General features: G+C 38.8%; 22 protein-coding genes and 1 tRNA gene. 4 read left to right on the top strand and 19 right to left on the bottom strand.

Annotated features, from left to right (window positions below; all coding sequences use genetic code 11):
- Positions 1-2: 2 nt before the first annotated feature.
- From RBH95_RS11675 to RBH95_RS11665, 3 genes are read left to right on the top strand one after another with little or no spacing between them, the layout of a single operon-like run.
- Entirely contained in the window at positions 3-752 is a 750-nt protein-coding gene (locus tag RBH95_RS11675) for a rhomboid family intramembrane serine protease (RefSeq protein WP_307899768.1), read from the top strand.
- Between the two features lies 1 nt (position 753).
- Entirely contained in the window at positions 754-1,617 is an 864-nt protein-coding gene (locus tag RBH95_RS11670; RefSeq protein WP_307899767.1) for a rhomboid family intramembrane serine protease, read from the top strand.
- Between the two features lie 6 nt (positions 1,618-1,623).
- A complete protein-coding gene (locus RBH95_RS11665) occupies positions 1,624-2,646 on the top strand; it encodes an endonuclease/exonuclease/phosphatase family protein (RefSeq protein WP_307899766.1) in 1,023 nt (340 codons plus the stop codon).
- On the opposite strand, the gene RBH95_RS11660 is transcribed toward RBH95_RS11665, so the two are convergent.
- The 14 genes from RBH95_RS11660 to RBH95_RS11595 form a co-directional block, all read right to left on the bottom strand.
- Positions 2,635-2,943 carry a DUF6122 family protein gene (locus RBH95_RS11660; protein WP_307899765.1) on the bottom strand — a complete coding sequence of 103 codons (309 nt, stop codon included), beginning with the start codon at positions 2,941-2,943 and terminating at the stop codon, positions 2,635-2,637. The genes RBH95_RS11665 and RBH95_RS11660 overlap by 12 nt on opposite strands.
- Complete coding sequence (locus RBH95_RS11655; protein WP_307899764.1) at positions 2,943-3,566, bottom strand: WbqC family protein; 624 nt, start codon at positions 3,564-3,566, stop codon at positions 2,943-2,945. Before RBH95_RS11655 ends, RBH95_RS11660 begins: the two co-directional genes overlap by 1 nt.
- Positions 3,567-3,600: 34 nt before the next feature.
- On the bottom strand, positions 3,601-5,142 hold the full coding sequence (gene lepB, locus RBH95_RS11650) for a signal peptidase I (RefSeq protein WP_307899763.1): 1,542 nt from the start codon (positions 5,140-5,142) through the stop codon (positions 3,601-3,603).
- Positions 5,143-5,197: 55 nt separating this feature from the next.
- A complete protein-coding gene (gene dapB / locus RBH95_RS11645) occupies positions 5,198-5,902 on the bottom strand; it encodes a 4-hydroxy-tetrahydrodipicolinate reductase (RefSeq protein ID WP_307899762.1) in 705 nt (234 codons plus the stop codon).
- A gap of 3 nt (positions 5,903-5,905) precedes the next feature.
- Positions 5,906-6,520 carry a DUF5683 domain-containing protein gene (locus RBH95_RS11640; protein ID WP_307899761.1) on the bottom strand — a complete coding sequence of 205 codons (615 nt, stop codon included), beginning with the start codon at positions 6,518-6,520 and terminating at the stop codon, positions 5,906-5,908.
- Positions 6,510-7,421 carry a ParB/RepB/Spo0J family partition protein gene (locus RBH95_RS11635; RefSeq protein WP_307899760.1) on the bottom strand — a complete coding sequence of 304 codons (912 nt, stop codon included), beginning with the start codon at positions 7,419-7,421 and terminating at the stop codon, positions 6,510-6,512. Before RBH95_RS11635 ends, RBH95_RS11640 begins: the two co-directional genes overlap by 11 nt.
- A complete protein-coding gene (locus tag RBH95_RS11630) occupies positions 7,421-8,185 on the bottom strand; it encodes a ParA family protein (RefSeq protein ID WP_307899759.1) in 765 nt (254 codons plus the stop codon). The genes RBH95_RS11635 and RBH95_RS11630 overlap by 1 nt, the downstream gene beginning before the upstream one ends.
- A 144-nt stretch (positions 8,186-8,329) precedes the next feature.
- Positions 8,330-10,456 (bottom strand): methylmalonyl-CoA mutase, encoded by a 2,127-nt coding sequence (gene scpA, locus RBH95_RS11625; protein WP_307899758.1) that lies wholly within the window; start codon positions 10,454-10,456, stop codon positions 8,330-8,332.
- 97 nt (positions 10,457-10,553) lie between these two features.
- A complete protein-coding gene (locus RBH95_RS11620) occupies positions 10,554-11,216 on the bottom strand; it encodes a hypothetical protein (protein WP_307899757.1) in 663 nt (220 codons plus the stop codon).
- Positions 11,217-11,233: 17 nt separating this feature from the next.
- On the bottom strand, positions 11,234-12,586 hold the full coding sequence (locus tag RBH95_RS11615; RefSeq protein ID WP_307899756.1) for a methylmalonyl-CoA mutase subunit beta: 1,353 nt from the start codon (positions 12,584-12,586) through the stop codon (positions 11,234-11,236).
- Positions 12,579-12,857, bottom strand: coding sequence for a septum formation initiator family protein (locus RBH95_RS11610; RefSeq protein ID WP_307899755.1), 279 nt, complete (start codon positions 12,855-12,857; stop codon positions 12,579-12,581). Before RBH95_RS11610 ends, RBH95_RS11615 begins: the two co-directional genes overlap by 8 nt.
- Positions 12,858-12,907: 50 nt before the next feature.
- On the bottom strand, positions 12,908-13,513 hold the full coding sequence (udk, locus tag RBH95_RS11605) for a uridine kinase (protein ID WP_307899754.1): 606 nt from the start codon (positions 13,511-13,513) through the stop codon (positions 12,908-12,910).
- 47 nt (positions 13,514-13,560) lie between these two features.
- Complete coding sequence (locus tag RBH95_RS11600) at positions 13,561-13,947, bottom strand: cytochrome c (RefSeq protein WP_307899753.1); 387 nt, start codon at positions 13,945-13,947, stop codon at positions 13,561-13,563.
- A gap of 17 nt (positions 13,948-13,964) precedes the next feature.
- A complete protein-coding gene (locus tag RBH95_RS11595; RefSeq protein WP_307899752.1) occupies positions 13,965-15,074 on the bottom strand; it encodes a PQQ-dependent sugar dehydrogenase in 1,110 nt (369 codons plus the stop codon).
- Between the two features lie 122 nt (positions 15,075-15,196).
- Between RBH95_RS11595 and RBH95_RS11590 the strand changes: the two genes are divergently transcribed.
- Positions 15,197-15,271, top strand: a tRNA-Pro gene (locus RBH95_RS11590).
- 161 nt (positions 15,272-15,432) lie between these two features.
- Here the strand turns inward: RBH95_RS11590 and RBH95_RS11585 are convergent.
- The 5 genes from RBH95_RS11585 to RBH95_RS11565 all read right to left on the bottom strand — a co-directional run bounded on the left by RBH95_RS11585 (position 15,433) and on the right by RBH95_RS11565 (position 22,593).
- Complete coding sequence (locus RBH95_RS11585) at positions 15,433-16,578, bottom strand: erythromycin esterase family protein (protein WP_307899751.1); 1,146 nt, start codon at positions 16,576-16,578, stop codon at positions 15,433-15,435.
- 246 nt (positions 16,579-16,824) lie between these two features.
- Positions 16,825-17,784 carry a hypothetical protein gene (locus RBH95_RS11580; RefSeq protein WP_307899750.1) on the bottom strand — a complete coding sequence of 320 codons (960 nt, stop codon included), beginning with the start codon at positions 17,782-17,784 and terminating at the stop codon, positions 16,825-16,827.
- An 868-nt stretch (positions 17,785-18,652) separates the two neighbouring features.
- Entirely contained in the window at positions 18,653-20,089 is a 1,437-nt protein-coding gene (locus tag RBH95_RS11575) for a hypothetical protein (protein ID WP_307899749.1), read from the bottom strand.
- A 114-nt stretch (positions 20,090-20,203) separates the two neighbouring features.
- Positions 20,204-21,112 (bottom strand): hypothetical protein, encoded by a 909-nt coding sequence (locus RBH95_RS11570; RefSeq protein ID WP_307899748.1) that lies wholly within the window; start codon positions 21,110-21,112, stop codon positions 20,204-20,206.
- Positions 21,113-21,426: 314 nt separating this feature from the next.
- Positions 21,427-22,593 (bottom strand): glycoside hydrolase family 105 protein, encoded by a 1,167-nt coding sequence (locus tag RBH95_RS11565; RefSeq protein WP_307899747.1) that lies wholly within the window; start codon positions 22,591-22,593, stop codon positions 21,427-21,429.
- Positions 22,594-22,718: the final 125 nt, after the last annotated feature.

The raw sequence follows: 22,718 nt of genomic DNA, 5'->3' as shown, positions 1-22,718 counted from the left end.
CTATGATTAGGATTACCGATACCGTAAAACATCTCATTATAATAAATGTGATTATGTTTGTTGGTACCATTGCAATTGGTAATGGTGAATTGTTTTATAAATGGTTTGCCTTGTACTTTCCCAAAAACGAACTGTTTCAGCCTTGGCAAATCATTACCCATATGTTTATGCACGGTAATGTCATGCACATTGCTTTCAATATGTTGGCCTTATGGATGTTTGGAAGTGCTGTGGAGCAGCAGTTGGGAAGCCAAAAGTTTTTATTTATTTACATCTCGGCAGGATTGGGGGCAGTATTATTTCAATTGGGATTTTATTATTTTCATTATTTTTCATTGCAGTCGTCCTTAGTGGAATCCGGGATAGGTGTGTCTGAATTACAAGAAATCTTGACCACCAATAAAAGTGCTCGGCAATTTTCTGCAGAACAGATGAAAAATGTACAAGGAATGTTTGATGTGTATTACGCCTCTATGGTAGGGGCCTCCGGTTGTATTATGGGGATCTTGGCGGCCTTTGGAATGATGAATCCCGAAGCAAAACTCATGCTCATCTTTTTGCCAATTCCTATTAAAGCGAAATATTTTATTCCGGGAATTATCATTTTGGATGTCATTTCGGCGCTTACGGGACAATCGTTCTTTAGTCCAAGCAATACCGCTTATATGGCCCACGTTGGGGGGGCTTTGACCGGCTTTATCATTATGTGGTATTGGAAGAAAACACAGTTTAATAAAAACAGATGGTATTGATATGACTTCTTTGAGTCAAGACATACAATATAAACTCAAGCGGTTAAATGCCTTTGAAAAAATTATAGGCATTAACGTGGTTGTGTTTCTTTTGGCCTTTATTCTATTAAAGGTAAACGGCACCAGCTTGCATTGGTTTGAACTCCCAAAGCGTTTTGACAATTTTATTTACCAACCATGGTCCATATTTACCTATGGCTTTGTGCATTATGGCTTTTGGCATGTTGCCCTCAATATGCTCATTCTGTATTTTATTTCCCAAATGATGCTCAACCTCTTCCGGACTAAAATGGCTCTCAACATTTACTTTCTGGGAATTTTGAGTGGCGGTCTGGCTTTTTTGTTGGTCTATAACTTATTTCCTGAGTCTCAATTGAAAAATGTAGGAACACTTGTTGGGGCTTCAGCTGGAGTTAGGGCGTTGATTATTTTTTTAAGTGCCTATATGCCCTATAAGGAAGCGCGCTTGATGATGTTTACTATTAAGCTATGGTACATTGGCGTGGCCATGGTAGTCATAGATGTATTGGGCCTTTTTAGCTTAAACCAAGGAGGCTATGTGGCGCATTTGGGAGGAAGTTTGTTGGGGTATGTTTACGCGCAACAGCTCACCAAGGGCAAGGACATTGGTAGGTGGTTTGAAAACGTTATAAGTAAGGTGGAAGGCTGGTTTAAACCTAAATCGCCTTTAAAAACGGTGCATAGACGTAAATCCAAATCGTTTGCCGGTCACAACAAAGAAGAGTTTAACGAATTTAGCAAACAAAAGCGTATTGATCTTATTTTGGATAAGATAGGGAAGAGTGGTTATGAAAGTTTGACGAAGGAAGAAAAATCATTTTTATTTAAAGCAGGAAAAGATTAGCACAGTATGAAGCGACTAAAAATAATTGAAAAATTAGTATTCTTCATTAATTCTGTGGTTGCAACCATGTTGCTGCTGTCCTATATTTTACCCTACGTTTCTCCTAGTAAATTTGCCTTTTTATCCGTGCTAAGTTTAGCTGTGCCGGTACTTATCATTCTCAATATTCTATTTGTCATCTATTGGTTGCTTAAGGTGAAAAAGCAAATGCTTTTATCGCTTTTGGTGCTTAGTATTGGATACACCTATCTGTTTTCACTCTATAAATTTTCGGCATCCAAAGATGTGGAAGATGCGGGTAACTTGTCTGTGATGACTTATAATGTTCGTTTGTTTAATCTTTTTGAATGGATTAAGGATAGAGATGTTAAACACGATATTTTAAGTTTAATTCAAGAGCAGCAGCCTGACGTTATAACGCTTCAGGAGTATCGTCCCGAGGAGGTAATGCAGCTCAAAAATTACCATAAGTTTGAAGAGGTTTCAGGAAATAAGGTAAAGAGTGGCCAAGCTATATTTTCTAAATACCCCATCGTTAATTCGGGCTCCATTGAGTTTCCCAATTCTTCCAACAACGCCATATATGTGGACATTGTGAAATTGAAGGATACCATACGCATTTACAATGTACACCTACAATCTTTAAGAATTGATCCCAACATGGAGAAGTTGGCCAATGAATCTTCCGAGAACTTGTTTAAGCGCGTTGGAGGTACGTTTAAGCAACAACAAAGTCAAACGGAACTGTTCTTAAGGAATAAGGCCCAATGCCCTTATAAAATGATTGTCTGTGGCGATTTCAACAATACAGCTTATTCCTATGTGTATAAAGAAATAAAAGGAGAGCTTCAAGATACCTTTGTGGAGGCCGGTAACGGGTTTGGGAGGACGTTCAACTTTAAATTTTTTCCTGTTCGCATCGATTTTATTCTTGCCGATAAGGATTTTGAAGTGAATAGCTTTAAAACCTTTGACGCAGAACTGTCAGACCATTATCCCATTATGGCGAAACTGAAATTACATCAGTAGACAGTCTACCGAGTCTGCCAAAATATGAATGAGTAGACCTATACCCAAAATTCTACTTGGTTTCCAAAACGAAAGTACGGCATAAACTGCAATAGCATAGTAGGAGTGGAGCGGATGGAAATTGATGCTGCAACGCGAGGGGTCAAACATGGGGGTTGCCAATAGATGATCCAGGTCGATGGCAAAACAGGCCCACATAATACCTGTTGCCAATAACCATTTGGGTTTAAAGAAGATCACAGCAACCAGCAGGGGAAGCACAAAGTGAATCCCATAATGTATCAATGATTGTAGCATTATTTTTGAAGTTTCTGAGCCTCTAGATACGTAATGGAGTTAGGGCCCTCGCAAAATAACAAATCCAAAATACTGAGGTTAGAAATAAAACCGTGTTTATCTCCAAACACTTGGGTATAGGGCTCAAATTTTCTTGAGGGTTCTTTTTTGCTATTTACCAAATTTCTGAAATCCTCTACAGGAGCTACGAGTTCCTTTTGGTATTCAGAAGTGTTGGTGAACGCAATCTCAACCTGTAAGCACTCGCAAATGGCTTCTAGGCATTTTATATTAAAGTCTAAAAGCGATTCAAAAGGTGTTTTGAACAAAGGTTCCAAATCGGCTTCGTAAAACTCAAAATACGGAGAGGTGCGATAAGCCGATTCCAATGATTTCCAATGTAGCAATTGCCAATCAGTATCGTTGGCAATTTTTACATCTTTATAGAGCTGTCTGTTTTTTTGGGTATGCCTAATAGGAATGTTCAACAGTAACTTACCATTGGCCGCATAAATATAGGTGCGGTTTCGGTAGGTCTGTTTTTGATAGTTGTCACACCTTTCCAAGATAACATTATCTGCCTGCAACATGGCCGCAAAATGCGCTACATTGGGAAAATAGGTGGGGTGTATAACAATATCCATATTACCTAAAAATCTATTAAAAGCTAGAGAATGCTTATTGTGATTTGCGTTTTCTCCATTTGCTGAAGCCAAACCAGCCAGCCAATAATACCAAAAATGGTATCAAGTAGGAAGTAGGTTTACCACTGCCTTCAACAGTGGTGAACCAACGTTCCCAACGCGGTTTGCCATTGCCCCAGCTCATCCAGATAAATACAGGTTTCCCAACCACGTGATCAAACGGTACAAAGCCCCAAACACGTGAATCTTGTGAATTATGACGGTTGTCTCCCATCATCCAGTAATAATCCTTGGCAAAAGTGTAACTAGTAGTAGGTTGTCCATCTACAAGGATTTGGTTTCCATTTACAGACAATTTATGCCCTTCGTAATGGGTAATTAAGTGTTTGTAAAGTGGCAATGTTTCAAGGTTCAAATCAATGGTCGCTCCTTCTTTAGGGATATACAATGGTCCAAAATTGTCGTTGTTCCAGTTGTAGGCAACATTACTCGGGAAAATCCCGGGAGAGCGTTCTCCTTTAGGCTGTTTTGTTGTGGCGATATTGGCTACATCCGGATGATTTTTTAAGCGTGCGATGGCTTCATCACTTGCTGCAGGAACCCAAATCCAATCTGTGATATCTCTAGTTCTCATTCGGAAACCATCAGAAATGTCATATCTATTTAGTAATGATAGAATTTCTTGGGTTTGAAGGCCTCTTTTAAAAGAGATTTCATAAGAGAATTGCAGCTTGGCACGATCTGGAAGGTCATTTTGCTCTCCGTTGATGTAAACATAGCCATCTCTTAATTCCAAAGAATCCCCTGGAATTCCCACGCAACGTTTTACATAGTTGGTCTTTTTGTCGATCGGTTTGTAGTAATACTTGTCCGTGTGATACATGTCCAACATGGTATCTACAGGCCAATTGAACACCACAATATCGTTACGCTCAATATCTTCAAAACCAGGTAGCCTTAAATAGGGCAATTCAAATTTTGGGATATACGATTTTATTTTGGCACCAGGAATGGTATCGTGTACCATAGGCGCGGCAATTGTTGTCATTGGGATTCTAGCTCCATAGTTTACCTTACTTACAAACAGGAAATCTCCTACCAAAAGAGTCTTTTCCAAAGAGGAGGTAGGAATGGTAAAGGGTTGGATAAAATAGGTGTGCACAATGGTTGCAGCCACAATGGCAAACAAGATAGAGCTCACCCAATCTCCTAAAGCAGTTCGTGGATGTAAATCTCTGTTTTCAACATAAGTAACGTCCGCTACATAGTTTAAATAGTAATTGTAAAATCCTAGAGTGGCAACTGCCAAAAGGGTATCGGTGGTAGAATTTTTTTTGAAGCTTCTGGCTGTTTCCACCCAAACTACCGGAAACATGATTAGGTTCACAATAGGAACAAATAACAAAATGGTCCACCACCAAGGTCTGTTAATGATTTTCATGAGGATGACGGCGTTATATACGGGAACAAATGCTTCCCATGCCTGACGTCCTGCTTTAACATAAAGTTTCCAGGTTCCCAAGCCGTGAATTAGTTGTACGGCAAGGAAAAAGATAAACCATTGTGATAATGTCATGTTTTATAGTTTAGTGGGTTAAAATGTATTGAAAATGGTAAGAAGAAAGCGCTCCTTAACCAATGTTTAACACATTTTTCATCGAAAATACACCTTTTTTTCCAACAATCCATTCCGCAGCAATCACAGCTCCCAAAGCAAACCCTTGACGGTTGTGCGCCGTGTGTGAAATTTGAATGGAATCAATTTCAGAATCGTAGTTGATTACGTGGGTTCCCGGAACGTCGGCAATACGTTTCGCTTCAATTTGGATTTGGTCCTCTTGAGGCGCTTCCAAAGTCCAATTGTTGTAGGTGGCATTGTTGTCGATAATTCCTTCGGCTAGTGTAATGGCCGTTCCGCTAGGGGCATCCAATTTTTGAGTGTGGTGGATTTCCTCCATGCTCACTTGGTATTGCGGTTGTCCTTTCATCAAGTTGGCCAACACACGGTTCAACTCAAAAAAGAGGTTGACACCAAGGCTGAAATTAGACGCATAAATAAAGGCACCTTCATTGGCATTACAAAGCTCAACTGCCTTGTCATAGTCCTGTAGCCATCCTGTGGTTCCAGAAATGACAGGCACCCCGTTGCTAAGGCACCTTGAAATATTTTTAAATGCCGAAGAGGGAACACTAAAATCTATGGCTACATCAGCTTCGGTAATATCATAATCATCGGTATCGGCATTGGCTTTAATTACAATAGAGTGTCCACGGTCTATGGCAATGGCTTCGATGGCCTTTCCCATTTTTCCGTATCCCAATAAGGCTATTTTCATGATCTAAAATTTAAAATTGAGGGTAAGTCCCAAATCGGAACTATTATCTTGTTCGTTATATTTAAAGTGCGGTTTTAATGCCAGGTTTTCGTCGATATTGTACTGCAGTAAATGCGCATCGACATTGGCATCTATAATATTCAAGGCATAGAGTCCCAAGGTCACCAATAGTGACACTTCTTTGTTGCTTCGTAACGTTTTTTGGGCTCTAACAAGGCCATCGTTGGACAGGCGAGGCGAGTCTAGGGGATTGCCCTCGCTATCTTCTCCCCAAAATTCATCATCCTTAAAACCGGCCAACCGGCGTTTGTAGGCATCGCGATAGCGATCGTACTGTTTGCTATTGTCCACATAAAAGTAAATACCGGTTCCCAATGCTGCATAAACAATAGGGATTTTCCAGTATTTTTTATTGTAGGCCTGTCCTAAACCAGGCAACACAGCAGAATAGAAAGCAGCCTTTGAAGGCGCCAAAATATTCAACGGACGTCGTTTTACACTGTCTTGAACCACCATAAGGTCGGTTTCTACAGCGGTACTGTCCGTTTGAGTTTGAGCGTTACCTGAAAAATGACATAGGATGAAAAAAAGCGTACTATAAAAAAGCTTATTTGACACCTTTGACTAATTTTTGCATACGGTTAAAATCTTCTTCGGAATGGAAGGGGATGGAAATTGTTCCTTTACCATTCTTGGAAACTTTAACGTTAATTTTGTGTCCAAAGTATTCCGAGAACTCTTTAATACCATCTTTGATGAACACCGGTAATTCTTGCTGAGCCGATTTACTTTTTGGTATTTTAACGGTTTTTTCTTCTTGGTAAGTTTTTACCAGAGCTTCGGTATCACGTACGGATAATTTATTGGAAATGATTTTTTCGTAAATCTCCAATTGGGCGTTCTGGTCTTCAATGTTAATGATCGCACGACCATGTCCCATAGAAATAAAGCCGTCACGCATTCCTGTTTGGATGATTGGATCCAATTTCAACAAACGCAAGTAGTTGGCAATGGTAGAACGTTTTTTTCCTACGCGGTCACTCATTTGTTCCTGAGTCAGGTTGATTTCGTCAATCAAACGTTGGTAGGACAGAGCTATTTCTATAGGATCCAGATCCTGACGTTGGATGTTCTCCACCAAAGCCATTTCCAAAGACTCTTGGTCGTTGGCAATACGGATGTAGGCAGGAATGGTTTCCAAGCCCAATAGTTTGGAAGCTCTAAAACGACGCTCTCCAGATACCAATTGGTATTTGTTGAAATCTAACTTTCTAACCGTGATAGGTTGGATGACCCCAAGTTCTTTGATAGAAGTGGCCAATTCTCGAAGGGCCTCTTCGTTAAAATTGGTACGGGGTTGGAATGGATTGATTTCAATGGACATAATGTCCAAATCCACAATATTGCCAATAACTTTATCGGCATTTTTATCTTGAACTGAATTTATATCATTAGTGGGGTCCTTAAGAAGTGCGGAAAGTCCTCTTCCTAAGGCCTGTTTTTTTACTGCCTTCGCCATTACTCATTCTTTTTAATGATTTCTTTCGCCAAATTTAAATAATTTACGGCTCCTTTACTGGTCACGTCATAGTTGATGATGCTTTCACCATAACTAGGCGCTTCTCCCAAACGTACGTTACGCTGGATGATGGTTTCAAACACCATATCGCTAAAGTGTTTTTGAACCTCCTCAACCACTTGGTTGGACAATCTCAAACGGGCATCGTACATTGTCAATAACATGCCTTCGATATCCAAATCCTGGTTGTGGATTTTTTGAACACTCTTGATCGTGTTCAACAGTTTGCCCAAACCTTCCAAAGCAAAATATTCACATTGAATAGGAATTACCACCGAATCGGAAGCAGTAAGGGCGTTCAAGGTCAAAAGGCCCAAAGAAGGGGCACAGTCAATCAAGATATAGTCATAAGTTGACTTTAAATGGCCAATGGCCTTTTTCATCATGTATTCGCGTTGGTCTTTATCTACCAATTCAATTTCGATAGCTACCAAGTCGATATGCGCAGGAATGATATCAACATTCGGAGATTCGGTGGGCATGATACATTCCTCAACAGACAATGTATGCTCCAATAATTGGTAGGTTCCAACTTCAATGCCTTCAACATCAATACCAAGTCCTGAGGTTGCATTGGCCTGTGGATCAGCATCGATAAGCAATACTTTTTTCTCTAAAGCACCTAATGAAGCGGCTAAGTTTACCGAGGTCGTTGTTTTTCCAACGCCTCCTTTTTGATTTGCAATTGCAATGATTTTACCCATTAATTGATTTGGTTTTTGTCATGGTAAAAATACGATTATTTGCGAGTTTAAAAAACGGAAATTGTTAACAAACGTTAAACGTTTATTTTCAATGTAGTCTTGGGCTCGCAAGGTGTTTTTGGGGCAATATGTGGGATGTAATTGTTATTCGTTCATCAAAATGTCCAATATTTTAATAGCAGCATCACTAATTTTTGTTCCGGGGCCAAACACGGCTGCGGCTCCTGCATCAAATAAATATTGATAATCCTGTTTTGGGATGACACCTCCTACAATAACCATAATGTCTTCTCTTCCATAGGCTTTTAGGGCTTCTACTACTTGTGGAACCAAGGTTTTGTGCCCAGCAGCTAAGGAAGAAACTCCCAGCACATGCACGTCATTTTCAACGGCTTGTTTGGCTGCTTCCTGAGGTGTTTGGAACAGAGGACCAATGTCTACATCAAAACCAATATCGGCATAACCGGTTGCTACTACTTTAGCACCGCGGTCGTGACCGTCCTGTCCCATTTTTGCAATCATGATGCGGGGTCTTCGGCCATCTTGTTCGGCGAATTTATCGGCTAATTCCCTAGCTTTATTAAAGGAATTGTCGTCTTTTATTTCTTTACTGTACACTCCTGAAAAAGATTTTATTTGAGCTTTGTAGCGTCCGAATGCGGTTTCCAAAGCATCACTGATTTCTCCTAAAGTGGCACGTTCGCGCGCGGCTTGAACTGCCAATGCCAAAAGGTTTTCAGAACCATTTTGGGCAGCATCCGTCAATTGGACTAGCGCCTGTTCTACAGCGTTGGTATTGCGATTTGCCTTTAGGTTATTTAAACGATCTATCTGTTGGTTTCGTACTGTTTGGTTGTCAACCTCCAAGGTTTGTATTGGCGCTTCATGCTCTAGTCTATAGTTGTTGACACCAACAATGATATCTTGTCCAGAATCGATACGCGCCTGTTTGCGAGCGGCTGCTTCCTCGATTCTCATTTTAGGAATACCGGCTTCGATGGCTTTGGTCATCCCGCCATGGGCTTCTACTTCTTCAATTAGTGCCCAAGCTTTTTCAGCAATATCATGGGTAAGCTTTTCTACATAGTAGCTACCGCCCCAAGGGTCGACCGTTTTGGTAATATGGGTTTCTTCTTGAAGATAAATTTGCGTATTTCTTGCAATTCGTGCCGAAAAATCGGTTGGGAGGGCAATGGCCTCATCTAGAGCGTTGGTATGCAGGGATTGTGTGCCTCCAAACGCTGCTGCGGCTGCTTCGATGCAGGTTCTAGCTACATTATTAAAGGGGTCTTGTTCTGTTAAACTCCATCCGGATGTTTGACAGTGGGTACGCAATGCCAGTGATTTCTCATTTTTAGGATTGAATTGTTTGAGGAGTTTTGCCCAGAGCATTCTGGCAGCTCTCATCTTGGCAATTTCCATAAAATGGTTCATTCCAATGGCCCAAAAGAAGGATAGGCGAGGCGCAAAGGTGTCGATGTCCATACCGGCATCCAATCCTTTTCTTATGTATTCCAATCCATCGGCCAAAGTGTATGCCAATTCAATATCGCAGGTAGCTCCGGCTTCTTGCATGTGGTAGCCGGAAATACTAATGCTATTGAACTTTGGCATGTGCTGGCTGGTATATTCAAAAATATCCGAGATAATTTTCATGGAAGGGGTAGGTGGGTAAATGTAGGTATTACGCACCATAAATTCCTTAAGGATATCATTTTGAATGGTTCCGGAAAGTTGTTCTGGTTTTACTCCCTGTTCTTCGGCCGCGACAATATAAAATGCCATAATGGGCAATACAGCACCGTTCATGGTCATGGAAACGCTCATTTTGTCCAATGGAATTTGGTCGAAAAGCACTTTCATGTCTTCTACGGAGTCTATGGCTACCCCTGCTTTCCCTACATCACCTACCACACGTTCGTGGTCTGAGTCATAGCCCCTGTGGGTCGCCAAATCGAAGGCAACGGAGAGCCCTTTTTGTCCAGCGGCCAAATTTCTTCTGTAAAAGGCGTTACTTTCCTGTGCTGTGGAAAAACCAGCATATTGACGTATGGTCCAAGGGCGTCTTACGTACATGGTACTGTAAGGACCTCTTAAATTGGGCGCTATTCCAGCGACAAAGTTTAGGTGGTCTACCGCTTCTAAATCAGCTTTGGTATAGGTGGGTTTTACTGGGATCCCTTCGGCTGTTTGAAAAGCATCCTGGCCGCTCTTTTCTTGAGGTTTAGTGGTCCTTTTAAGGGTGATATGTTGAAGATTTTTTCTTTGCATTTCGTATCTTTTTTGAAGACCTGTTACTTCATTAGGTACTGCTTCTTAGCAGGGTGTTTATTTATGCTTTCTTTGTGAGGCAGCGATTTTAACCTAATTAGTGGTTGTGTCCTTCGTGATTGTCCTCTTTTTTAGGAGGTTTTGCATTAAAATCGATGTTTGATGCAGCTGCCTCTGCTTTGGCAAAATCTACATTAAATAATTTGGCGTAATACATATCCAAGGCTACAAAAAGCGCTAAATATTTGTCTTTGTTTAGCATTGTAGTTTGCTTTCTAATGGCTTCACTGTACATTCTGTAGCTCATGCTGTTAGTGTCCAATAAGGCATTAAAGGTGGTTTTAAAACCAGAGTCCGTCATGTTTGTGGCGATACACTCAACGATAGGGTTGCTATAGTTTAAATTGTATTCGGTGCCATCTGTGGTCCATAACCCAGGTTGGGTTTTTAAGGCTTCCATGATTTGCTTTGTGTGGTCAGAGGCCATTACGGTGTAGTCAATTCTTTTGGTTCTTATGGCATTAAAGAATTGGGTATACGCTCTGTTACTGTTCTTTCTTTCGTCACCATAGGTGTCCAAAAGGTCTGTTTCGAAAGATTGCAGAGCCTCGTTCAACAGTAAGGAGTCCTTTGTGGCACATTGTGTGATTTCGTTGCGGTTGGCGTATAGTAATGGGAACTCCGGAGCAGCGGATTCCTGCTTGCAATTGAATAATGTAAAACTTAAGATTACTGATAAGGTCACTAATTTAAATTTCATAATGTAAAATGATTTGGTTATTCTGATTTGATTCGTTGTTGTTCCAAAGCTTCGGCCAAACGCTTTTCTACGATTGGTGGAATAAGGGTCTTTACCGGATTGGTTTTTACAAAAGGGTAAAGTTCCAGCTCGTCTTTCATTTTATCCTCCGGGTTAGGGTGTTTGTTGGTGCCTAATAGTACCAATTCGCCGCTTTTGAAAGCTTCCAGTTCCTTGGTAGCGTTTTCTTTAATTTTTCGTTGAATGGTGCCTTCCTTCAATTGTTGTAACAAGCCTCCCTGTTGTTCTATGTCCTTAAACAACTCCAATGCCTTGTCAGCTAATTGTTCGGTGAGTTGTTCTATATAGTAGGCGCCATCGGCAGGGTTGTTTACTTTGTTGAAATAGCTTTCATGTTTCAGTACCAAGAGTTGGTTGCGCGCAATACGCTCGCCAAATTCATTGTCCTTGTGGTAAATAGCGTCGTAGGCTAAATTACCTACAGTATTGGCTCCACCCAAAACAGCTGCCATACACTCCGTGGTGGTACGAAGCATGTTGGTGTTGTAATCGTACAAGGTTTTGTTGCGTTTGGTAGGGGTGGCTACAATGTAGCAGGACTCCGCAACACCATATTCTGCAGCGAGGGAAGCCCAAAGTAGGCGCAGGGCTCTAAGTTTAGCAATTTCAAAGAAGTAGTTGCTGCCAATGGCCACATGAAATGTGGGCGTAATGGTCTTGTGACCTTCCAAGTGGTTGAGATATTCGGTGGCATGTGCTATGGCATATGCTAACTCCTGTATATGGTTGGCTCCTGCATTTTGATAAAGTCCCACGTTAATGGAAATGCCATTAGTTAAAGCTACAATGCTTTTATAGGCTTCAAAATCACTATTGAGGTTACGGTACCAATTTCCTGTTTTTGCCAAATTGCCTATAATGTCTATATGGACGAAAAAAGGAGTATTGCCCAAGAGCTTTTTAAGGTCTTTGACAAATGCATCGGAACAAAACTGTAGCGTAAAATGAAAGACTGTGTGCGTATTGAGCAGGCCTTGCATTAAGGTGGAAAGATTAATTCCTGAAGAGGGAATGATAAAGGTAATGGTTTCGGCTCCTCGTTCTAAAACCTCTTTAGCTTTGGCATTGGACTTTTCTACATCTGCCACAAAAATGGTCTGGTTGATGGTCCATTGTGAGGCTTGGGTTTCAGGGGTTGGAAATGCTTGTTCCATTTCATCCAAGTGGTAAAACGGCCTAACATCGATACCTTCGTTGGTGTTCCAAATAAGCGTGTCGTTATAATCGGCACCCTTGAGGTCTACCTGTATTTTTTGTTTCCATTGTTTAGACGAAACTTCCTTAAATTCGTTAAACGCCAATTTAGTCATGGTAAGATTGTTTTGTTAAGCTGTCTTCATATTCAATGATGTATATTTCTTCGTCAGCTTTTTTCATATAATATTTTTCCCTAGCCAATTTTTCAAGTCCTTCCTCGGTACTTAAGGCTTTGATCGCTTTTTTGTCTTTGGCGATTTCTTTTTTATAGTATTCTTTTTCATCTTCCAATTCTTTTATGTCGGTATTAAGTTCATGATGTATAAACCAAGAGTTGGCATCAAAAAAGAGCATCCAAACAGCAAAGCCCAAAAGCAGGAGCACGTATGGATTTTTTAGGGGCTTAAGGTATTTAATTTTAAAGGTCAACGCGATTATAAACTTTGGTTGATAATGGATTTTACAATGTCTATGGCCACCGTATTGTATTTATTGTTAGGAATAATGATATCGGCATATTCCTTGGTAGGTTCAATAAATTGTTGGTGCATAGGTTTTAGGGTGTCCTGATAGCGTGACAGGACTTCGTCCAAGTCTCTTCCTCGCTCTGAGATATCCCGTTTTAAACGTCTAATCAAGCGTTCGTCGCTATCGGCGTGCACATAGATTTTAATATCGAACAGTTTGCGCAATTCTGGGTGCGTGAGTATTAAAATGCCCTCAACAATCATCACTTTTGTAGGGTAGGTTTTTAGGGTTTCGCCCGTACGGTTATGCTTTACAAAGGAATAGATTGGCTGTTCGATGGCGTTTCCTTGTTTTAGTTCTTTTACGTGTTCCTCCAGCAATTCAAAATCGATGGACCTTGGATGGTCAAAATTGATGGCGGAACGCTCCTCAAAAGTCAGGTGCGAGGTGTCTCTGTAGTAAGAATCCTGCGATATTATACCAATCTCCCCATCAGGTGATTGTTCGAGTATCTGGTTTACTACCGTTGTCTTGCCACAGCCGGTTCCTCCTGCAATCCCTATAATTAGCATAATTCCTCTTTAATTGATGAAGCAAATTTAAATATTTACAAGAATAATCAAGGGCGAATTTCCGAAACTTCTTTTTCGGTCACCATTTTGTCATTTTTGTTGCCCCATGAATTGGTAATGTAATTCATAACATCGGCCACTTCTTTATCAGATAGTCCTAAGGGCGCCATGGAACCTTTAAAGGTATCGCCATTAACCACAATTGTGCCCGAGAGTCCATATTTTATAGCTTTGATGCTTTCTTTTCTATTGTTCATAAGATAATCGGCTTTTGCAAGGGGAGGGAAGGCTCTAGGAATACCTTCGCCATTGGCCATGTGGCAAGTCATGCAAAAGTTTTCATATACCACTTTACCTTTTTTAATACTTTCTTGGTGTGATGCATTTTGAACGGAAGTATACTCGTTTGCTCCCAAGGAGAGAAAGAGTGCCATAAAGAGTGTGTAAAGATTCATTGTTTTGAGGGTAATAGTTTCACAATTCCTAAGTTTTCAATTCCTACATAAATGTAGCCATCCGGTCCTTGAACCACAGAACGCACACGCCCCAATCCATCTAATAGACGCTCTTCCTTGATAACTTTATCGTGGTTCAAGTAACAGTTGTCAAGGTACTGAAATTTTAAGGATCCTACCAATAAATTTCCTTTCCACTCAGGATATTTATTGCTTGTGATAAAGGCCATTCCGCTAGGGGCTATTGAAGGTACCCAATAATGATTGGGAGGTTCCATACCCGGTAGCGACGTATGCTTGGTAAATTTAGTGCCGCTGTAATTTACACCATAGCTTACTTTTGGCCATCCGTAGTTGGCTCCAGGCTTTATGATATTGATTTCGTCTCCTCCTTTAGGGCCATGTTCGTGGATCCATACTTCTCCGGTTTTAGGGTGTAGGGCCATTCCTTGCGGGTTGCGATGGCCGTAAGAATAGATGCCGGGTTTGGCATTTGGCGTCTGGATAAAAGGGTTGTCCGAAGGAATGCTTCCATCGTCATGAAATCGGTATATTTTTCCCCCATCGCGACTCAGATCTTGAGGGTTTTCGTCTCTGTTGCCGCGTTCTCCTATGGAGACATAGAGATCTCCTTTGTTGTCGAAAAGGATACGTGACCCAAAATGTTGGCCATTCGTAGTATTGGGCGTTGCTTTATACAATAATTGCTTTTCAACTAGAGTATCGTTTTTAAGTTTGGCACGCATTAGGGCGGTGTTGCCTCCTTTGTCGTCTCCTTCAGAGGAAGCGTAAGTGATGTAAATCCAACCATTGTTTTTGTAATTGGGATGGAGTTGGATATCCAAAAGACCTCCCTGACCACGGTTGTAGACCTCAGGGACACCTTCGATAATGGTTTTTACACCGTTTTTAAAATGAATAATATCTCCTTTTTTTTCGGTGATGAGCATCGCGTTATCCGGTAAAAACACAAACCCCCATGGAATCTGAAGGTCGGGAACTACCAGCTCATAACTATGGTTGTCATTAGTTTGCGTATTGTTTTGGGCACAGGAGTATAGGGTAAACATAAGCACTCCTACAGCTACTAGTTTTTTGAGTGTCATTAGGCAATTTTCTTAGGTTTTTAAATTTATGAATAAATGTTGTTGGTTTTTCAAGAAAAGCTATATATTTGCACACCCAATTTAAGGGCATTGTGATGTTCTTAATGGATTAGATAACCACTCGGGGTGTAGCGTAGCCCGGTTATCGCGCCTGCTTTGGGAGCAGGAGGTCGCAGGTTCGAATCCTGCCACCCCGACAAAAAGCCGAACAGACATGTTCGGCTTTTTTTGTGGATTGAATTTTAGTGGTTAGATGTGAGTATTGGGTATTGAGTTCTTCGGATATAATTATGGAATGCGATACATTAGCTTCGCTGAACCTTCGATTTCGTGCACCAGTGGGGTTGGCAATAATATTTTATTTTATTTCAGGATATTTTACTTTTTCTCCTTTTCCAACAAAAACTAGGGCGTCAAAATGCTTGAACCAATTGGTTTTGTTTTCTTCAAGGTTGAACATTCCCTCAAATTTCTTTTCTACATAATCTGGATGATCAGCAATGAGCTGTTTGGAATCGATGAAGTAGTTGTTTTCAGTTGATGGTAGGAGGTTCAGTAGGTTTTCTTGGTCATTGCTCCATTTCTCTATTTTTTTTCCTGTTCTGTAGGGCATATGGATTGATGAAATTGCAATATGATACGAGATATTTGGATTTAAATTTACAAACTGGCCTCCCATAGTTTGGCCTTTCATAAAATCGTATTCATATTTTGCCATATGGGCATTGGCTAACCATACAATGAATTTTTTTTCGGGCATTGTTTTAACCAAGAAATCAAGATTTTTTGCCATCTGATTATCCCGAACAGGGATTGCTTTTGCAATTCTGGAGTGTGTCGAATTTATGATAATATCACTTTTGAAACTTTCTAAAAATTGATGCCAAAGTTTGTCTTGAATAACTTTGTCATCTTTTAATAGTTTTTCAACTTCATAGACTAAATATTCTAGATCTGTTTTACCAAGAACGCTGTTGGCCTTTTGTCTGTTTTTGATGTAATTTTCAGTTGTTGCAATGAAATTTTCTTTAAAACTAATCGAGTTAGTTTTTAGGAATTCAGTCAGTTTTCTGGTGAAATTATCCCAAGTATATCCAGAGCCCATTTGATTGTCGAACCCCCAAATTGTTACATTGTGTTCTTTTAAAAAATCAAATAGTTCTTCGCATTGTACGGAGCGAGACCAAAAGGAGTACAGGTTAATTTTATCGTGCTCAAAATATAGCCCGAAAAAATCGGCTTCAAAAGCAATGTCTTTATATCCTTTTTCTAGAACTAAATACTTTACAAATTGAGTTTTAGCTAAAAAATCTGAGCCAATGTGGTGTTCTGCTTCTCCTAAAAAAACAACTTTTTTGCCTGCTAAATTTGAGTCTAAAATTTCTTTGACATCTTTGGTTAAAAGACTTTCCATTGAATTCAATTCGTGAATGTTTTTCTCGATTTGAGCAAAAATGGAATTTAGAGCAAAGATCATTAATAGGGTAGTTGGTGCTTTTTTCATATTGTTGGAGATATATGTGTTGTATGTTTTTTTGATGAAATTAGTCGTTTTTATTAATGATACGTAAGAAAATTCTATAAATAAATCTTAAAATTTGCCAGTAAAGAGTAGTGACTACTGGCCCCTTCGGCAAGCTCATGGTGACGGCGTAGTGCCTTCTCGATACAATGTTTCCTGCGTCGGCAGGATTCAAAGTGATGGAGAGGTTGGATGTCTATGGAGACAGCGGTTGTTATGGGGCATTTTTTAATTACCTTCTATAACGAACGTTTTGAGCATGCCTTTTTCATCAGGCTTTGGCGTTTCAGAAATTAAAAGATAATTGCCAGGTTCTAAGACAACTTCAAAATAACCTGTTTTTCCTGCTTCACAATTATTCATTCCGCCTAAAAAAGTAAAGCCTTTAGGTGTTGGCGTTCTTAACCCCGTTGGGTTCATCCAATTCATCCAGTGGACCAAAGAATCAATATTTGCGGAAGCGTCATATTTAATGACATTGACATCGTGGCCAGATAAATGCTCATGAGGAACTTGGTCAATAAATTCTACTTTAAACTTATTGATGCCTAATTTAGGTTGGGCCTCAAAAACATAGCCATTGGTACTTGATACACTGATGGTGTGATTGGCCTCATCTGGAGAAAAATGTGTAGTTTCATCAAGGACCGTAATAAACTTCCACATTCCATGTGATGTATGCCATTCACCATTAGCAGCCTTCACATAGCATTCCATCATATATTTTCCAGGTTTTAAATGGATGCTGGATATGGCTGTTTTACCAGGAGATATTAATCCTGTACCACCATAACGCTTTACATCGTTGAACCATGCGGGGATTTTTCCAAAGGCGGCCATTGCGCTATCCGATTTTCCTTCCATTAGAAACTTCATGCCATCATCAAATGGAGGTAATAAATCCTCCTTGATATCACTTTCTGCGATAGAATCGGACGGCAATTTATCCATTAGGAAAAAATGAACTTCATCCGATAGATTTTTGTAAGCAAAGGTATTCCATCCAGATTTTAAGGTGTCTGCTGTTTGAAAATCCATACCTCTAGTAACCACTTCGATAATATGGTTCTCTTGGGGTTCAGTTTCTGTTAATGTGTTTTGTTTTTTGTCAGTTTTACAGGCAATTGTTAAAAACACTAATAAAATGCATCCTAAATACAGGTAATGGTTTTTGTTGATCATCTTCATGTTGTGTTTTCATTGGTTAGTATTACCTAAAATTACAAAATAGATTTGGTTATCGGATTCGAAATTGAGTTCAACTAGCTATTTATGTTGTAGTTGAGAGAAAGTGTGCGAGGGTTTTTAGTAGGGGGTAGGAGCGGTGAATTATGCACCATGTTGCTTTTTAGGGGGTGTGTAGAGTTTTAATACTTAAGAATCCACTTTTTGAGCTTATTCAGTGTTTGAGAGAATTCGGTCAGGGATTTATTCTTTAGATTTTCTTAATTGGTAAGGTTTAATTGTTTGTTTATCAGTGTTATATGAATGTGATAAGTAAATGTTACATCATGGGTAATAGATTTACAAATAACAACAGACTGCTTAATATTAGAATAAGTATGTTAACTAATTTCCATATTTTATCTAAGTGTTTTAGATTAATACTACTCAAAATCACGGCTGAAATACTGAAGAGCATACTAATAATTGTTGTATCCCATCTTCCATGAAGAAAATCCGGAAAGTAAGTATTAAAAATAGAAACTCTTTCGGCTTGTGTAGGCATTAAATTGAAAGTGTAAAGCCATAAACTAAAAATTGAAAAAGGAATCATGAAACAGACTAAACTAATTAAAGTTAGAACTTTCCATTTGGTTTGAATTCTATTTTTCATGTATCCCAAATTAGTTTTATAAAATTCCTTGTTCCTTAAGCAGAGTTTGATATGAAATGAATGCCAACAATGGCTATGAGTAGTTGATTTTGTAAAAGTTACCTTGGCCAAAATACCCAACTGAACCCCAATTGTTGTCGGGGTGTAAGTATTTCTGTAGATGCCTTAAACTAGTAATTACTCATAACCATTATCTGCATTTCTTTATTTTAGATCCTCTTAATTAGAGCAATTTCCATCAATTATATTTTGAAATGTTGGGTTATAGGCGTTATCGTGAACATCATATTCTCCATCTATATTATCGGCTTGAACAATATTTTGCAAACCACAAAAATCAGTAAGTTCACTGTTGTAAAATATGTTTACATCTCCATAAGTTCTATTTAAATTACTAAGATCATCTAAGTTGGTTAGATTACTAAACGCAATAGTCAGGTCTCCTTTGATTAGCGTAATATTGCTTAATGGTGAAAAATCATTTAAACTCGCATTATTCGCTATGTATAATTGGCCTAGCGAGTTACTATCCGAACTATTAATTAAATCTATATTACTTAGTATTTCATGGTCTCTAATATAAACAGAAAAAAGGTCTAATTGACTTAGTCCATCTATGTCTACTAATTTGTCATTGTTTGTAAGTTCAACATTGACATGGATAACGCCATTTGACATATTTGAAAAAGCATCCAGCGTTGTTATTTCAGGATTATCAACAATATTTATATACCCTAGGAGTTTATTTATACCTGAAAAACCACTTAAATCGTGTAGCAATGGATTATCTACTATGGCAATTGCATTTAGATCATTGGAGATGTTTTGTAATCCATGTGTAGTTTCTAAGTCGAAATTATACGAAACAATTAGAGAACCCGTTACTGCAACCAAAGTTTGTAAACCACCTAGATCGGTGATATCTGATACCTCATCATCCCTTCCGATAATTAACCAATCTGTTATTTCGGTATAATGGTTAGCCACAAAATCATCAACTTCTTGTTGTGTTCTTAAGTACACTCTTCCATCAAACAAATTAGAAGGCACCGTTGTGAAACTGAAGCTAGAGTCTGTAAATAAAGCACCATTATAAGCTCTTACATAACCACTATAAGTAGTATTTGCTTCTAAATTTGGTATATATAATTCTAAATCCGTTAAATCAGATGCAATTAAGTCGTTTTCAAGAAAAACGCTATACGTAATAGGAGAATTGTCTGGAGTTGAAGAGCTAGTCCATTGAATAGTTGTTGAAATATGTCCCAAATGCTTTACAGATGCATCAAAATCTGAAGGGGAAAATTCACTAGCATTGTTTTCAGAAGTAGTGAATGTAACATTAGAAGATGCCAGTATAACTGAGCCCTCAACAGCTTCAACAGTTCCGTTATAATTTGTGTTTTCCGATAGACTGATGAAGGAATAACTTAGCTCCGGAATAAGTTCGGCTACTAACGATTCATTTAAATAAACATTATATAACACTTCACTGCTGCCAGTTATTGCATTCCAAGAAATAGTTGCTGAATTAGAGTTTAATTCTGTTGTTTCTATAGTTAAATTTGAAGAGTCCGTAGAATCATCACTTCCACTCTCACATGATACTAATGTGACTAAAATGATTAATAATTTGAATACTAATGTTTTTTTCATAAAATAAATTGGTTTTTTTGGTTTGTTATTAATAAATACTTACGGTTTGTATATGGTTAGGTTGCGTGAACATTGGGAAACAATAATTTATACACGTGGTTAGCACCTGTTTTTTTATTCCCAGATAAAGTTCATAGTTCCGTAATTTGGGTAATCCGGAAATTCGCTTAGAATTCTAGAGGTAATATACCCATCGTTATCAAACAAGTTTTCATTCGTTTCTGTATGGATATAGTCACTAAACTGGTACCATTGAATTATTTCCGGGTATCTGTTTCCCTGTTTATTTACAAGAACTTGCCTCAGATTATGGAAACTTGTATAAGTCAAAATTTCATAATCGAAGAACATGTTGAAGAATTGACTTTTTTCTTCAGTGCCATACGTAACATTTAAGTTGATATCATCTGTTGTAGTGTCTAAAGAGCCTTCATCTATTGGGCCACTACCAGAAATACAATTTCCGTCGGCATCGTAGTTAAATATCATATCACTTTTCAAGACATCATTTTTGTATACTTTTATTGACGTAATTAATTCATTGTTCAAACCGTATTCAACTGTGGTGTTCCATGCATCATCAGAAACTTTAGTCATAGTGTTGTTTGAATAACTTATGCTATTATTTACAGTGCTTTGACTTTCAATATTTTCATCAGAATCGTAAAAATGGCTGATGTGCTCAATATTGGAAATTTTGCCATCACCGTTGTATAACAAATTATCAATTTCCTTGAAGTATAGCGCTCCATTTTGATATTCATGAAATTCATGTTTAGTTAATTGGTTGGATGAATTATATGTGTTTGAACTTAAAACAAGTCCATTGCTGTCTACAATCTTAATAACATTTCCATTATTATCATATTCTATGTTCTGAGTGAATTGATATGGGTTACTTTGATATATTATTTGTGTAAGAACTTTTTCGTTGTTGGAATTTTCGATAGTACCGTTGTCTGAAGAACAAGAATAGATTGTTAGTCCTATTAAAAGGACAATTAGCAACTTCAATTTTTTCATTTAATCTTTGGGGTTTGAATTGGTTCTAATAAAGGGGTTAATAGTATTATGTCTATTCCTCTTTATATGTTGTGTTGGTTTTTATTCAGGCTAAAGTTAGTTGTTTTTTTATAATATGTAAGAAAATACATTGATTTATTGTTGGCGGTTACATGTAGGTCATGATGTAAAAATATACCCTACCTTGTGTTGGGTATATTAGGGATTGTTGTTTGTTCAAAAGGCACAGTTTATATTCGAGCCTAAAGTATGTCGGTTTACTCCATGTTGTGGAGTGCAACTGATATTCTATCAATAATTTTGGGCCTAAAGAACTACTTCAATAAGGCATTTGCAAACCAAAGAATAGGCGCTTGTCCATGCAGGTCTCCAACAACTTTTGGACGGTTTAGGTAATAATTTACATCTTTACTTTGTCCTGTTCCAACACACACCTCGCTAACTTTCCCTTCGTTATCAATGTATTGTGTTAGGGTATTCCATGCTTTAATATAGGAATCTTGATATGGATTTTTTGGCAATAATTTATTCTTGACGCCCATGGCCATGGCAAATCCGAACATAGCAGTAGAGGACGTTTCGGCAAATGAGGTTGCCGGTTGGTCAATTAACTGGTGCCACATACCATCAGCTCCCTGACTTTCGAGGAGTGTCTTCATCATTTTTTGATACCCCTTTAGGATAGCATTATAATGAGGATTGCTTTGTGGTAGTTCCGACAACAATTCTGCAAGTCCGGCAGCCACCCAACCATTACCGCGTCCCCAGTAAAAAGGAGCCTCTTCTCCATGAAAGAACAGACCATTAGGCTGCTGTAAATTTTTAATATAGGCATCGATTTGCAGGGCGGCGCGATTGAGGTATTTTATTTCTCCACTAGCTCTATATGCCTGCACCTGTAGGCTTCCTATCATGTAAATGTCATCTATCCAAAACCTAGTTTGCGAACTCATGCCATTGGGTAAGGGAGTGCCCCATTGTCCATCTGCTAACTCTATACCTTGGTCTAGATATTTCTTCTCATTGTTGTAGAGGTAGAGCTGAAGGGGTAAAATGCCATACACATTGGCATCCACATGATTGGCTGTATTAGGTATATTTTCACTTTCAATCCGATGGTACCTTTCTTGAAGTTTTTGAAGGGTGTTTTTGTCATGTAAGGACGTTGCCAATTTGATGGCGCCATAAGCAGTGCAAGCCTCCGCATAATGAAGAGCTTCTACATCCTCCACTTTATAGAGATAGAATTGATCTCTTGAGAGAAGGTCTTCAATTACCAATCTACCAATTTCTTCTGGAGATTTGGTAAGCGTAGCTGTCTTTGTGCTTTTTTGATTTGAACAATTGACCAGTACTATTATTGTAAAAAAGAAAAAACACATTCTTTTTAAAGAAGGTAATTTTGAGGTGTCTGGATGATGCTTTACTATTTTTATAGCCTGATACAGGTACTTTTCGTTATTATTTGTTGCGCTGTTCATCTGTTGTTTTTTATTTTATGAGAAGTAAGTGGTGGATGTGCCCTAGCTGTGCTAAAAGATAGTTAATTAAATTCACCTTTCAGGTAATTAGGTTGCTTGTTGGTTGGATGTCTTCAATGGTGTCT

This window comes from Mangrovimonas sp. YM274 (genome assembly GCF_030908385.1).
GTDB lineage: Bacteria > Bacteroidota > Bacteroidia > Flavobacteriales > Flavobacteriaceae > Mangrovimonas_A.
Note: the sequence above shows the minus strand (reverse complement) of the source record. Positions and strands in the feature narration are given on the sequence as shown.

What these genes read in the sequence shown, in the direction of transcription:
- RBH95_RS11675 (WP_307899768.1), top strand. Translation starts at nt 3, where the DNA reads ATGATTAGGATTACCGATACCGTAAAACATCTCATTATAATAAATGTG.
- RBH95_RS11670 (WP_307899767.1), top strand. Translation starts at nt 754, where the DNA reads ATGACTTCTTTGAGTCAAGACATACAATATAAACTCAAGCGGTTAAAT.
- RBH95_RS11665 (WP_307899766.1), top strand. Translation starts at nt 1,624, where the DNA reads ATGAAGCGACTAAAAATAATTGAAAAATTAGTATTCTTCATTAATTCT.
- RBH95_RS11660 (WP_307899765.1), bottom strand. Translation starts at nt 2,943, where the DNA reads ATGCTACAATCATTGATACATTATGGGATTCACTTTGTGCTTCCCCTG.
- RBH95_RS11655 (WP_307899764.1), bottom strand. Translation starts at nt 3,566, where the DNA reads ATGGATATTGTTATACACCCCACCTATTTTCCCAATGTAGCGCATTTT.
- lepB (WP_307899763.1), bottom strand. Translation starts at nt 5,142, where the DNA reads ATGACATTATCACAATGGTTTATCTTTTTCCTTGCCGTACAACTAATT.
- dapB (WP_307899762.1), bottom strand. Translation starts at nt 5,902, where the DNA reads ATGAAAATAGCCTTATTGGGATACGGAAAAATGGGAAAGGCCATCGAA.
- RBH95_RS11635 (WP_307899760.1), bottom strand. Translation starts at nt 7,421, where the DNA reads ATGGCGAAGGCAGTAAAAAAACAGGCCTTAGGAAGAGGACTTTCCGCA.
- RBH95_RS11630 (WP_307899759.1), bottom strand. Translation starts at nt 8,185, where the DNA reads ATGGGTAAAATCATTGCAATTGCAAATCAAAAAGGAGGCGTTGGAAAA.
- scpA (WP_307899758.1), bottom strand. Translation starts at nt 10,456, where the DNA reads ATGCAAAGAAAAAATCTTCAACATATCACCCTTAAAAGGACCACTAAA.
- RBH95_RS11620 (WP_307899757.1), bottom strand. Translation starts at nt 11,216, where the DNA reads ATGAAATTTAAATTAGTGACCTTATCAGTAATCTTAAGTTTTACATTA.
- RBH95_RS11615 (WP_307899756.1), bottom strand. Translation starts at nt 12,586, where the DNA reads ATGACTAAATTGGCGTTTAACGAATTTAAGGAAGTTTCGTCTAAACAA.
- udk (WP_307899754.1), bottom strand. Translation starts at nt 13,513, where the DNA reads ATGCTAATTATAGGGATTGCAGGAGGAACCGGCTGTGGCAAGACAACG.
- RBH95_RS11600 (WP_307899753.1), bottom strand. Translation starts at nt 13,947, where the DNA reads ATGGCACTCTTTCTCTCCTTGGGAGCAAACGAGTATACTTCCGTTCAA.
- RBH95_RS11595 (WP_307899752.1), bottom strand. Translation starts at nt 15,074, where the DNA reads ATGACACTCAAAAAACTAGTAGCTGTAGGAGTGCTTATGTTTACCCTA.
- RBH95_RS11585 (WP_307899751.1), bottom strand. Translation starts at nt 16,578, where the DNA reads ATGAAAAAAGCACCAACTACCCTATTAATGATCTTTGCTCTAAATTCC.
- RBH95_RS11580 (WP_307899750.1), bottom strand. Translation starts at nt 17,784, where the DNA reads ATGAAGATGATCAACAAAAACCATTACCTGTATTTAGGATGCATTTTA.
- RBH95_RS11575 (WP_307899749.1), bottom strand. Translation starts at nt 20,089, where the DNA reads ATGAAAAAAACATTAGTATTCAAATTATTAATCATTTTAGTCACATTA.
- RBH95_RS11570 (WP_307899748.1), bottom strand. Translation starts at nt 21,112, where the DNA reads ATGAAAAAATTGAAGTTGCTAATTGTCCTTTTAATAGGACTAACAATC.
- RBH95_RS11565 (WP_307899747.1), bottom strand. Translation starts at nt 22,593, where the DNA reads ATGAACAGCGCAACAAATAATAACGAAAAGTACCTGTATCAGGCTATA.